Origin of the sequence: Streptomyces shaanxiensis (assembly GCF_039537145.1) — a bacterium.
Lineage (GTDB): Bacteria > Actinomycetota > Actinomycetes > Streptomycetales > Streptomycetaceae > Streptomyces > Streptomyces shaanxiensis.
Genome location: NZ_BAAAZY010000016.1, coordinates 21,376 through 33,934 on the forward strand (window position 1 = coordinate 21,376; position 12,559 = coordinate 33,934).

Annotated in this window: 10 protein-coding genes; 7 read left to right on the top strand and 3 right to left on the bottom strand. The window is 70.0% G+C overall.

Annotated elements, in window-relative coordinates; translation table 11 throughout:
- Positions 1–101: 101 nt before the first annotated feature.
- The 4 genes from ABD932_RS29970 (at position 102) to ABD932_RS29985 (ending at position 4,315) form a co-directional block, all read left to right on the top strand.
- On the top strand, positions 102–272 hold the full coding sequence (locus ABD932_RS29970) for a Trm112 family protein (protein WP_126392684.1): 171 nt from the start codon (positions 102–104) through the stop codon (positions 270–272).
- Positions 273–627: 355 nt separating this feature from the next.
- The gene (locus ABD932_RS29975) at positions 628–1,755 is read left to right on the top strand and encodes an SIS domain-containing protein (RefSeq protein ID WP_345017331.1); all 1,128 of its coding nucleotides are present in this window, start codon (positions 628–630) and stop codon (positions 1,753–1,755) included.
- 244 nt (positions 1,756–1,999) lie between these two features.
- A complete protein-coding gene (manA, locus tag ABD932_RS29980) occupies positions 2,000–3,151 on the top strand; it encodes a mannose-6-phosphate isomerase, class I (protein WP_345017316.1) in 1,152 nt (383 codons plus the stop codon).
- Between the two features lie 180 nt (positions 3,152–3,331).
- Positions 3,332–4,315: a cation diffusion facilitator family transporter gene (locus ABD932_RS29985; protein ID WP_345017317.1), complete on the top strand. Its 984-nt coding sequence runs from the start codon at positions 3,332–3,334 to the stop codon at positions 4,313–4,315.
- 104 nt (positions 4,316–4,419) lie between these two features.
- Here the strand turns inward: ABD932_RS29985 and lepB are convergent, their stop codons facing one another.
- A complete protein-coding gene (gene lepB / locus ABD932_RS29990) occupies positions 4,420–5,088 on the bottom strand; it encodes a signal peptidase I (protein WP_345017319.1) in 669 nt (222 codons plus the stop codon).
- A 134-nt stretch (positions 5,089–5,222) separates the two neighbouring features.
- Positions 5,223–7,352 (bottom strand): fructose-specific PTS transporter subunit EIIC, encoded by a 2,130-nt coding sequence (locus ABD932_RS29995; protein WP_345017320.1) that lies wholly within the window; start codon positions 7,350–7,352, stop codon positions 5,223–5,225.
- Positions 7,353–7,866: 514 nt separating this feature from the next.
- Here ABD932_RS29995 and ahcY point away from each other — a divergent pair.
- Together ahcY and ABD932_RS30005 are read left to right on the top strand one after the other, a co-directional pair.
- Positions 7,867–9,324, top strand: a complete 1,458-nt coding sequence (gene ahcY, locus ABD932_RS30000) for an adenosylhomocysteinase (protein ID WP_126392679.1) — start codon at positions 7,867–7,869, stop codon at positions 9,322–9,324.
- Positions 9,325–9,453: 129 nt separating this feature from the next.
- Positions 9,454–10,068, top strand: coding sequence for a hypothetical protein (locus tag ABD932_RS30005; protein ID WP_126392678.1), 615 nt, complete (start codon positions 9,454–9,456; stop codon positions 10,066–10,068).
- 54 nt (positions 10,069–10,122) lie between these two features.
- Here the strand turns inward: ABD932_RS30005 and ABD932_RS30010 are convergent, their stop codons facing one another.
- Positions 10,123–11,136, bottom strand: a complete 1,014-nt coding sequence (locus ABD932_RS30010; RefSeq protein ID WP_345017324.1) for an RDD family protein — start codon at positions 11,134–11,136, stop codon at positions 10,123–10,125.
- A 130-nt stretch (positions 11,137–11,266) separates the two neighbouring features.
- On the opposite strand from ABD932_RS30010, the gene ABD932_RS30015 reads away from it, so the two are divergent.
- Complete coding sequence (locus tag ABD932_RS30015; RefSeq protein WP_345017326.1) at positions 11,267–12,274, top strand: stage II sporulation protein M; 1,008 nt, start codon at positions 11,267–11,269, stop codon at positions 12,272–12,274.
- Positions 12,275–12,559: the final 285 nt, after the last annotated feature.

Here is a 12,559-nt window from a genome sequence, read left to right on the forward strand (position 1 = left end):
CCCGCCCAACCCCGCCACCCCGCCCCCACCGGCGGTACGCTGACCAGGCACATCCGCACACACGCACGTACCGCCCCCACCCGCCCCAGAAGGGACCCCTCATGCCGCTGGAAGCCGGCCTCCTGGAGATCCTCGCCTGCCCGGCCTGCCACGCCCCGCTCAAGGAGCAGGACGCCGAGCTGACCTGCACCGGCCAGGACTGCGGCCTGGCGTACCCCGTCCGCGACGGCATCCCGGTTCTGCTCGTCGACGAGGCCCGCCGCCCCGCGTGACGAGAGGCCACGGCCACCGGCATAACGACGCCACGGCCACCGCCGCAGCCACGGCCAGTGCCTCAGAGGCGCCACGGCCACCGGCGTAACCACGCCCAGGCTGCCGACGCACGGACGCCACGGTCACCGTCACAAAAACGCCACGGCGACCGCAGTACAGCCGCCCCAGCCACCGGCGTAAAAACGACGGCCCACCGCACGCGCACCCGGCACCCGCACTCACAACCCCGCACTCACCACCCGCACCCACAAACCCAACCAACACCCAACCCGCCACCGAGCCCCCCCGGCGAACACACTCGCGCAAGACCCCCGCCCCGCCCCCAAACCCCCCGGCGATCGGAGGCCGTCGCCCCTGCTCGACGAATCGCTGCTGGACACGCCGGAGGCGCTCGCCGAGGCCGACCAGCGCGCCCTGCTCCGCGGCGCAGCCGAAGCCGGCGCCCGCGTCCGCACCGCCGCCCGGCATGCCGCCGAGGCCGGCGTCCACGATCTCAAGCCCGACGGCCGCCCCCGCGCCATCCTCATCGCGGGCCCCGGCGCCGCCGCCATCTGCGTCGCCGACCTCCTCGGCACACTCGCCGGCGCCACCAGCCCCGTCACCCGACTGGCCCCCTCCGGCGTCGCCCCCGCCGCGGGCGCCCTGCGCTGGGAGCTGCCGGGCTGGGCCGGCTCCGTGGACCTGCTGCTGATCGCCACCCCCGACGGCACCGAGCCGGGCCTGTCCCTGCTCGCCGAGCAGGCCTACCGGCGTGGCTGCACGGTCGTCGCCGTGGCCCCCGCCCGCTCCCCGCTCACCGAGGCTGTGCACAACAACCACGGCCTGTTCGTGCCGATGGCGACGGCCCCGTACGAGCAGGACGAACCCCTCGCCGCCTCCGCCCCCGGCGTCCTGTGGGCGCTGCTCACCCCGCTCCTGGCGCTCCTCGACCGCACCGGCATGCTCGCCGCGCCGCCCGAGGAACTCGAGAAGGTCGCCGACCGCCTCGACCACATCGCCGAGCGCTGTGGCCCCGCCATCGCGACCTACAGCAACCCCGCCAAGACCCTGGCCGCCGAACTCGCCGACACGCTCCCGCTGATCTGGACCGAGGGCGTCTCCGCAGGCCCGGCCGGCCGCCGTTTCGCCGCCGCGCTCGCCGAGCTCTCCGGCCACCCCTCCCTCGTCGCCGAACTGCCCGAGGCGCTCGCCTCGCACAACACCCTGCTCGCCGGCCGGCTCGCGGGGAGCGCCGACCCGGACGACTTCTTCCGCGACCGCGTGGAGGAGACACCCGCGCTGCACGCGCGCGTGGTCCTGCTGCGCGACCGCCCGCTCGGCGGCATCACCGCCGCGCCTGCCGCCCGGGACCTGGCCCTGAGCCATGACACGCCGATCAGCGAACTGGAGCCGGAGGCCGGCGGCGAACTGGAGACCCTCGCGGAACTGATCGCCATCACGGATTTCGCCGCCGTTTACCTGGCGCTCGCCTCGAGGGCCTGATCTATCCCAGGGCGCCCTGACAGCCGTACGCACGAGAAACCGTCGTACGAACGGCAGTTGTACACAGGGCGAACCAGACGCACGAACGGCAGTTGTACACGGGGCGAGCCAGACGCACGGACGGCAGTCGGACACAGGGCGGACCAGAACCTGCGTCCGCACACACCAGAACCCGCGTCTGCACACACCAGAACCGGCAGAGCACCCGCCCGCCCCCCCGGACAGAGAGCAGGCAGACACCCGCATGGACCGCCTCGACAACACCATCCGCCCCTACGCCTGGGGTTCCACGACCGCGATCCCGCAGCTCCTCGGAGTCGAGCCGACCGGCGAACCGCAGGCGGAGATGTGGATGGGCGCTCACCCGGGCGCACCCTCGCGCACCGGGCGCGGCACGCTCGTCGAGGTCATCGAGGCGGACCCGGAGCGCGAACTGGGCGCCACGGCCGTGGCGAAGTTCGGCCCCCGCCTGCCTTTCCTGCTCAAGATCCTCGCCGCCGGCGCCCCGCTCTCCCTCCAGGTGCACCCCAACCTGGAGCAGGCGAAGGAGGGTTACGAGGACGAGGAGCGCCGCAACATCCCCGTGGACGCCGGCCATCGCAACTACAAGGATGCCAACCACAAGCCCGAGCTGATCTGCGCGCTCACCGAGTTCGACGGCCTGTGCGGCTTCCGCGACCCCCTCCAGGCAGCCGACCTGCTCGACGGCCTCGGCGTGGACTCCCTCAAGCCGTACGTCGACCTGCTGCACGCGCACCCCGAGGACGCGGCCCTGCGCGAGGTGCTCACCGCGATCCTCACCGCCGACCCGGACGAGATGGCCCACACGGTCACCGAGGCCGCGGCCGCGTGCTCCCGCCTCGGCGGCGACTACGCCCCGTACGCCGACATCGCCCACCACTACCCGGGCGACCCCGGCGTCATCGCCGCCATGCTCCTCAACCACGTCCGCCTGCAGCCCGGCGAGGCTCTGTTCCTCGGCGCCGGCATTCCGCACGCGTACCTGAACGGCCTCGGCGTGGAGATCATGGCCAACTCCGACAACGTCCTGCGCTGCGGCCTGACCCCCAAGCACGTCGACGTCCCCGAACTCCTGCGCATCGTCCACTTCGAGGCGGGCGACCCGGGCGTGCTGCGCCCCGAGGCCGCCCCCGACGGCGAGGAGGTCTACGAGACCCCGATCGACGAGTTCCGGCTGTCCCGGTACGTCCTCCCGGAGGGCACCGTCGCGCACGACCTCACGCGCGCGACCCCGCAGATCCTGCTCTGCACGGCGGGTTCCGTCCGCGCCGGCGAGCACGAGCTGACGCCGGGCCGTTCCGTCTTCGTACCGGCGGGCGAAAAGGCCGAAGTGTCCGGGGCCGGTACGGTCTTCCGGGCCACGGTCGTCGCCTGACCGAGGCCATCCGACGACCCGGCGCGCCATTGTCGGACCGGGCTGCAACAATGGCCCACCGGCAAAGGACGGGCAAAGCCGAACGGGGGCCGCGCGCTCCCCTCGGCGACGCCCGGACGGGGTACGTACGAAGGCCACGAAGGTCATGAAGGCCACGAAGTCGAAGGGACAACGCGACACATGAGCGCGTCAGGCGGTACCAAGGCGATCGTGGCGGCACTCGCCGCCAACCTCGCGATCGCGGCATCGAAATTCGTGGCGTTCGCGTTCAGCGGCTCGTCGTCGATGCTCGCCGAGGGCGTGCACTCGCTCGCCGACTCCGGCAACCAGGCCCTGCTGCTGGTCGGCGGCAAGAAGGCCCAGCGCGAGGCGACCCCGCAGCACCCCTTCGGCTACGGCCGCGAGCGCTACATCTACGCCTTCCTCGTCTCGATCATCCTGTTCTCGGTCGGCGGCATGTTCGCCCTCTACGAGGGCTACGAGAAGATCAAGCACCCGCACGAGATCGAGCACTGGTACTGGCCCGTCGGCGTCCTCGTCTTCGCGATCATCGCCGAGACCTTCTCCTTCCGGACGGCCATCAAGGAGTCCAACGTCCTGCGGGGCAAGAAGTCCTGGAAGGAGTTCGTCCGCCACGCCAAGGCCCCCGAGCTGCCCGTCGTCCTCCTGGAGGACCTCGGCGCGCTGGTCGGTCTGATCCTCGCCCTGGGCGGCGTCGGCCTGGCGCTGATCACCGGCGACGGTGTCTGGGACGGCATCGGCACCGTCTGCATCGGCGTCCTGCTCGTCCTGATCGCCGTCGTTCTGGCCATTGAGACCAAGTCGCTGCTGCTCGGCGAGTCCGCGGGCGTCGAGGAGGTCAAGAACATCGAGGCCGCCGTCGTCGACGGCGAGGCGGTCACCCGCATCATCCACATGCGCACGCTGCACCTCGGCCCCGAGGAGCTCCTGGTCGCCGCCAAGATCGCCGTCCGGCGCGAGGCCACGGCCGCCGAGGTCGCCTCCGCCATCGACGCCGCCGAGGCTCGCATCCGCGAGGCCGTCCCGATCGCCCGCGTGATCTACCTCGAGCCCGACATCTACAGCGACGCCGAGGCGGCGAAGGGCGCCGACCGCGAGGCGACGCCCGGGGGACCGGTACAGCACGGCGACGCCGAGCACTGACGTTCCGTACGACAGCTCGCAGTAGGGCATGTGTCCGTACGGCGACGGGGGCCCGCCGAGTCGATCGGCGGGCCCCCGTCACGTATCCCCTTGCGGTGGGTTCGTCACCCACGCTCCGGCCACAAGGCAACCTGCGCCGCCTGCCGCCGCCGAACGCTCCGCGCCGTGATCCCCAGGACGAGCCCGACGACCGCGAGAAGCAGCCCGAACAGCGCGGCCGAGGCGAGCAGCATCGGCATCGCATAGCTGTCGATCACCCGGCCCATGATCGCGCCGACGGGCACCGTCCCGCCGTGGTCCTCGGCGAAGAAACGGGAGTCGCGCGAGTTCTGACGGTAGTCGCCGAGGAGGAACAGCCGGCCTTCGGGCACCGTCACGTCGTACGGGCGGTGCAGCCCGTCGGCGATGCCGTCCTTCACATACGGCTCGCTGAGCGCCTTCCCGTTGACGGTGATCCGCTCCCGCGTGGTGTCCGTACCTTCGCAGCAGACGACACGGTCGCCTCCGACGCCGATGACGCGCTGTATGACGGCCGGTTCGCCGTAGCGCTCCGGCGCCGTGAACAGCACCAGGTCACCCCGTCCCACCTCGTCCCCGTCGACGCGCTCGGCGACGATCCGGTCGCCGATCTCGTACGTGGGCCGCATGTTCTCGCCCGACATGCTGGACAGCACATAGCCCGTCCGCAGCCACAGCACGGACGCGATCACGAGCACCAGACCCAACGAGCCCATCACCCACGCCGTGACCGCGAGTCTTCGCGCCTGCTTCATCAGCACTCCCTCCCCATGCGGAACCTCCGCGGCGGCAGAGGGTAGCGGCCGTCAGTGAACCGTCCGTGCGGGCCCCGGCCCGATGGCCGCGGGCCCGCACTTCGGCTACCGCTGCGCGGCGCTCCTAGCCCCTGCTACTGGATCTCGCTCAGCACACCGAGCACCGCGGCCTCGTCCCCGGCCGCCAGCAGCCGCTCCCGGAACCCGACGTCCATCAACTTCCGCGACAGCAGCGCCAGAATCCGCAGATGCTCGTCGCCGGCGGCCGCCTCCGGTACGGCGATCATGAACACCAGCCTCGCCTTCGTACCGTCCGGCGAGCCCCACTCGACGCCCTCCGTGGACCGTGCGAACCCCACGACCGGCGCGGTCACCGCATCCGTCTTGGCATGCGGAATCGCGATCTCCTCACCGAGCCCGGTCGTCCCCTGCGCCTCCCGCCGGAGCGCGGTCGCAACCAGCTCGTCCACATCCGCGACCTTGCCGGTACGCGCGAGCAGCCCGGCCATCTCCCGGATCGCGGACTCCTTGTCGGCGGCATCGAGTTCGACCTTCACGGTCTGCCCGGTGAGATAGCCGGAGAGGACCGCGCCCGGGGCGCCACCGGCGTCGGTGGCGTCACCCGCCTCCGCCTCACGCACAACTTGCTGCACTACGACGCCACTGGCACCCGCCACTTCGCCGACGGCCTCAGCAGTCGACCCTGCGCCGACGCCACCAGCCCCCGGCGCTCCGACACCCACCCCGACCAACGCGGGCCCGCTCGCGAGCACCGGCCCGTCCGAACCCGCACCACCGACCTGCTCCCCTCGCTGCCCACGCTCACGCAGGTCGACCAGGGCGACCGTGGTCAGCGCGGTGACGACCGAGCCGATCACCACGGCCACGAAGAACATCGGCACACCGCTCACCGCACCCAGCACGGCCACGATCGGCCCGCCGTGCGGCACCGCGTCCTCGACGCCGGCGACCCCGGCGATCGCACCGGCGACCGCGCCGCCCAGCATGTTGGCGGGGATGACCTGCGCGGGCCGCGCCGCGGCGAACGGGATCGCCCCCTCGGAGATGCCGAAGCAGCCCATGAACAGTGAGGCGAGCCCCGTCTCCCGCTCCTGCTCGGTGTACAGCCGCTTCCGTATCAGCGTGGCCAGGCCCTGACCCAGCGGCATGACCGGGATCGCGGCCGCGCACATGCCCATGACCGTCTGGTTGCCGGTCGCGATGAGCCCGGCACCGAACAGGAACGCCGTCTTGTTGACCGGCCCGCCCATGTCGAACGCGATCATGAGCCCCAGAATCGCGCCGAGCAGGATCGCGCTCGTGCCGGTCATCCCGCTGAGCCAGCTGGTCAGATGCTCGAAGACCCAGGAGATCGGCTTGCCGAGCACGTAGATGAAGAACAGCCCGAGCCCCGTCGTCGCCACGATCGGAATCACGATGATCGGCATGATCGGCTGCACGAACTTCGGGACCTTGACCTTCTTGATCCACAACACCAGATACCCGGCGAGGAACCCGGTCACGATCGCCCCGATGAAGCCCGCCCCGGCCTTGGAGTCGTACAGCTCACCGGTGTTGGCGATCCAGCCACCGATCATGCCCGGCACGAGCGCGGGCCGATCCCCAATCGCATACGCGATGTAACCGGACAGAATCGGCACCATCAGCGTGAAGCCGATGACTCCGATGTTGTTCACGTCAATCCAGAAGGAGTCCTTCGGGATGACCAGACCGCCCGACGGGTCGGTGTGCCCGCCGAGCGAGAGCGAGATCGCGATCAGCAGCCCGCCGACCACGACGAACGGGATCATGTAACTGACCCCGTTCATCAGCGCCTTGTACCCGACGCTGCGCTCCTTGCCGCGGCCGGCCGCGGGGGCCGTGGGGGCGCCTCCTGCCGTGTGCACAGGCGCCGACAGCACCTGCTCGATCAGCCGCTCGGGGTGGCGGATGCCCTCGGCCACCCCGACGGTGAGGACCCGCTTGCCCACGAAACGGCTCAGGTCCACGTCCTTGTCCGCGGCGACGATGATGCCGTCCGCGGTGTTGACATCGTTGTCATCGAGGACGTTTTCGGCTCCGATGGATCCCTGCGTCTCCACCTTCATGTCGATACCGCGACTCTCGGCAGCCTGCGCGAGCTTCTCCGCGGCCATGTACGTGTGCGCGATGCCGGTCGGACACGCGGTCACCGCGAGCAGCTTCAACCGCTTCCGCTCGCCACCGCCGCTGCCCGTGGGGGGAGGGCCGGCCTGACTGGTCACATCGATCTCCTAACGCCTTTGTCATGCGGAATCGCCGTCCCGGACGCCCCGCAAGATCGATCAGTTGTTCAGATCTCCCGGGCATCCTGCACCACCCCGCCGCAGACTCAAAGGCGCAAAGATCCCTGACAATCCCGGTTCATCCCCTCCTGCCGACGCTTCGGTGGTGTCCTGTTATCGCTCCCGCCCATCGCCCCCACACCCGACCGCCACTCCACCCGCAACCGACCATGAACGACCCCTCGCCCCCTCCCCGAGCCCGCTGATGGCGCGATCTGTTCGTAGGCGGACTGGGGGCGGCCGGACCTCCCGGTGTAGCTTGGGACAGAGCCAGACGTCGCTGCTGATGGCGGTCGGGCGGTCCCGACACGGACCGACCGAGGGAGAGAGGGCCTCCGACGGACTGCGCTGCGCGTACGCGGGCATGCCTGTGTCCTCTTCGGGCACCCCGGTGTCCGCCGCCGCGCAGACCAGCCGTACCCACCCTCGACCCAACCCCGAGGAGCAGCTCGCAATGACGACTGTCGAGAACCGACAGGACTTCAAGGTCGCCGACCTCTCCCTGGCCGAGTTCGGCCGCAAGGAGATCACCCTCGCCGAGCACGAGATGCCCGGCCTGATGGCGATCCGCAAGGAGTACGCCGAGGCACAGCCGCTGGCCGGCGCCCGAGTCACCGGCTCCCTGCACATGACCGTGCAGACCGCCGTCCTCATCGAGACCCTGGTCGCCCTGGGCGCCGAGGTCCGCTGGGCCTCCTGCAACATCTTCTCCACCCAGGACCACGCGGCCGCTGCCATCGCCGTCGGCCCGAACGGCACGGTGGACAACCCGCAGGGCGTCCCGGTCTTCGCCTGGAAGGGCGAGACCCTGGAGGAGTACTGGTGGTGCACGGAGCAGGCCCTGACCTGGCCGAACACGCCCACCGGCGGCCCGAACATGATCCTGGACGACGGCGGTGACGCCACCCTCCTCGTCCACAAGGGCGTCGAGTACGAGAAGGACGGCAAGGTCCCCTCGGTCGACACCGCCGAGTCCGACGAGCACCGCGTCATCCTCGAGCTCCTGCACCGCACCATCACGGACGGCTCGCAGAAGTGGACCCAGCTGGCCTCCGAGATCCGCGGTGTGACCGAGGAGACCACGACCGGCGTCCACCGCCTGTACGAGATGCAGCGCGACGGCGTCCTCCTGTTCCCGGCGATCAACGTCAACGACGCCGTCACCAAGTCGAAGTTCGACAACAAGTACGGCTGCCGCCACTCCCTGATCGACGGCATCAACCGCGCCACCGACGTCCTGATCGGCGGCAAGACCGCGGTGGTCTGCGGCTACGGCGACGTGGGCAAGGGCTGCGCGGAGTCCCTGCGCGGGCAGGGCGCCCGCGTGATCGTCACCGAGATCGACCCGATCTGCGCGCTCCAGGCGGCGATGGACGGCTACCAGGTCACGACCCTCGACGAGGTCATCGACAAGGCCGACATCTTCATCACCACGACCGGCAACAAGGACATCATCATGGCCTCAGACATGGCCAAGATGAAGCACCAGGCGATCGTCGGCAACATCGGCCACTTCGACAACGAGATCGACATGGCCGGCCTCGCCAAGCTCCCGGGCATCGTCAAGGACGAGGTCAAGCCGCAGGTCCACACCTGGACCTTCCCCGACGGCAAGGTGATCATCGTCCTGTCCGAGGGCCGCCTGCTGAACCTGGGCAACGCCACCGGCCACCCGTCGTTCGTGATGTCCAACTCCTTCGCGGACCAGACGCTGGCCCAGATCGAGCTGTTCACCAAGCAGTCCGAGTACCCGATCGGCGTCTACACGCTGCCCAAGCACCTCGACGAGAAGGTCGCCCGCCTCCACCTGGACGCGCTCGGCGTGAAGCTGACCCAGCTCCGCCCCGAGCAGGCCGCGTACATCGGCGTCGAGGTCGAGGGCCCGTACAAGCCGGACCACTACCGCTACTGAGCCGACCGTCCTCTCAGCAGCAGGTCCTCAGAGGCAGGCCCCCGCACCCCCGTGCCGGGGGCCTGCCCCTTTGGCTCATGCGGCCCTTGGCCGTACAGCCGGATCAGCCCGTCAAGACCCAGGACCCCGATGCCCCGCGGCCGATATTCGCTCCACGATCCGCACGATCACACCCCCCTCGCAGAAGAACACTTCCACTGCGCCCCCGGCCCTTCCGGCTGGCGCTACGTCTCCCAGCTGACCACCCCAGCAGGCGATCACAGCGGCTCCGTCGACCTTGCCCTGGACGAACTCGGCCGCCCCATCCGTCTCGAACTCCACGCGGGCGGCTGGCAGGTACGCGGCGCCGCCCTCGACGGCGTCACCTGGGTCCGTACAGACCCCACCGGGGCTCACGCCACGGAAGGCAATGTGCGCGCCCATGCCTTCACCGGCACATCCCCCGCGTTCCTCATCGCCACCACTCGTCTCCTGCGCCTCACCCCTTCCGCCGCGGCAACCCGCGTACGCCTCGTGGCCCTCACGGATCCGGTCCTCGCCCCGCGCACCGTGGACCAGTCCTGGGCCTTGGTGAACAGAGAAACACACGCCACTGACAACGGCCCCCTGACCGTGGACGAATACCAGGTCACAGCCCTGGACACGGGTGAGCAGCACGCCGTACACATCACGGGCGACGTGGTTCTCGCGGCCCCCGGCATCGAACTGGAGGACCTGGAGTCGCCGCCGTCCACGTTCGTTTGAGCGAGGTCGTGCAGGTCGCCACTTCGTCGCGGCGCCACGCGCCGGAAACAGGGGCTACGCCGGAGGTGCGAAGCCGGTGGCGGGCCGGTCTGCCGATGAGGCTTCCTGCGGAGCCTGGGTCTGCGGCACGACGTCCTGCGGTACAGAGGAACGATCCGCTTCCGCACCAACTCCGGGCTGACCGCCGACCCCAGCCACCCCCGAGCCGTACGCGCCTGGCGGCGGCACAGCAGCGGCGGGCGGAACGACCGCCGGACCGTACGGGCCCTGTGTACGAGCACCGACACCGACACTGTCGGCCGCCCCGCCCGCCCCCGGCCCGTTCCCGAAGGCGCGCCGCGCCTCTCGCGCCTGCCGCTCCTGCAGAACCGCCGCCAGATACGCGGCCGGCGGCACGCCCTGCGGCGCCGGAGTACCCGTACGCGCCGCGAGGTCCGCCGAGAGCTGTTCCGCCATGCTCCAGCCGACCTGGGGATCGAGTTGCTGCATCCGCGTCAGGTACTGGCGAATGGCGAGCCACAGCCCATCGGGAACCGCCGAGAGATCGAGTCCCGAAAACCGCCCGGCCAACCACGGCGGAGGCGGAGGAACGAAGCCCGTCCGCGCGAGTGGCACCCGTTCGCGTACGACAAGAGTCCCCGCGAACACGTCACCGAGCCGCCGCCCGCGCGCGGACACCAGCGAAGCGATGACGGCGACGACGCCGAGAGTCATCAGAATCTCGATCACACCGATGAGTCCCCGCACCAGCGCATGCCGGAACCGGATCGGCCCGCCGTCGTCGCGCACCACGCGCAGCCCGCACGCCAACTTCCCGAGCGAACGCCCATGGCTCAGCGTCTCCACCGCGATCGGTCCGCCGACCAGCAACAGAACGAACATCGCGATCGACAGCGCGGTCTGCGCCGCCTCGTCCAGAGAAGCGGTGGCAGCCACCACGCCAATGGTCACGGCGATATAGGCGATCACGGCCACAGCCAGATCGACCAGGACGGCCAGCGCCCTGCTGGGCAGCTTCGCGGGGCGCAACTCCAGCGCCACCGCCTCGCCCGTCACCAGCTCACTCACGCAGTCCGTCCTTCCCCTGACCTGCCCCTCGAATGGCCAGTCTGCCAAGCTGAGGGCGCATCGCGCCGCAGTACGACAAGCTGACACCCACGACGAGTCGCCGACGAACAGCCGGGGAGCAGGAAAGCAGATGGACCTCGACGTCTTCGTCACCGCCCACCGAGCTGAGTGGGACCGCCTCGAAACCCTGCTCGGGCGCCAGCGCCGCCTCACCGGAGCCGAGGCCGACGAACTTGTCGTTCTCTACCAGCGCACCGCCACCCATCTCTCCCTGATTCAGTCCAGCGCCCCCGACCCCCAGCTGACGGGCCGACTCAGCCAATTGGTGGCACGCGCGCGTAGTGCCGTGACAGGCACCCGACGCGCCTCCTGGCGCGATGTCACCCGCTTCCTCGCCCACGGTTTCCCAGCCGCGGTCTACCGATCGCGACACTGGTGGGTACCCACGGCGCTCCTGTCGACCCTTGTTGCAGCCCTCCTGGGATGGTGGATAGGCACCCACCCCGAAGTACAGGCGACCATCGCGGCCCCCAGCGAACTACGCGAGCTCACCCGCCCCGGCGGCCAGTACGAGACGTACTACTCCAGCCACCCCGCGGCTTCCTTCGCGGCCCAGGTCTGGACGAACAACGCCTGGGCCGCCGCCCTGTGCCTGATCCTGGGAGTGTTCCTCGGCCTCCCGGTGCTCTGGATCCTCTTCCAGAACATGCTCAACCTCGGCGTCGGCTTCGGCCTGATGTCCTCGGCAGGACGCCTGGACACGTTCCTCGGCCTGGTCCTGCCGCACGGTCTCCTCGAACTGACCGCGGTCTTCGTCGCCGCCGGCACAGGCTTGCGCCTCGGCTGGACCCTCGTCGATCCCGGCCCTCGCACCCGACGCTCAGCCCTCGCCGAGGAGGGCCGAGCCGCGATCGGCATGGCGATAGGCCTCGCCCTGGTCCTCTTCGTCTCCGGCGCCATCGAAGGCTTCGTCACCCCGTCGGGCCTGCCCACCTGGGCACGCATCACCATCGGCGTCATAGCTGAGCTGGCATTCCTCGCATACGTCTATGTCCTCGGCGGCCGTGCCGCCCGAGCCGGAGAGACAGGCGACGTTGAGGCAGCCGAGCGCAGTGCTGCCGTGCCAACGGCGGCCTGATGTGCGGACACCCCTGTTGAACTGCTAGTCTCCTCTTCGCCCCACAAGAGCCGTTGACACGGAGCGCGTGGGGAGGTAGATTCGAACAGTTGCCTGGAAGTGGACGTAGTCCAGACCGGGCCCAGTGAGTATCTGTCTGCTTCAGTGGAACATCGATTCCCGAGAAGCCCCTCCCGATGATTCGGAAATGAGTGGCTGGTCAATCCGGCCCGGAACTTCTGATAAAGTCGGAACCGCCGGAAAGGGAAACGCGAGAGCGGAAACCTGGAAAGCACCGAGGAAATC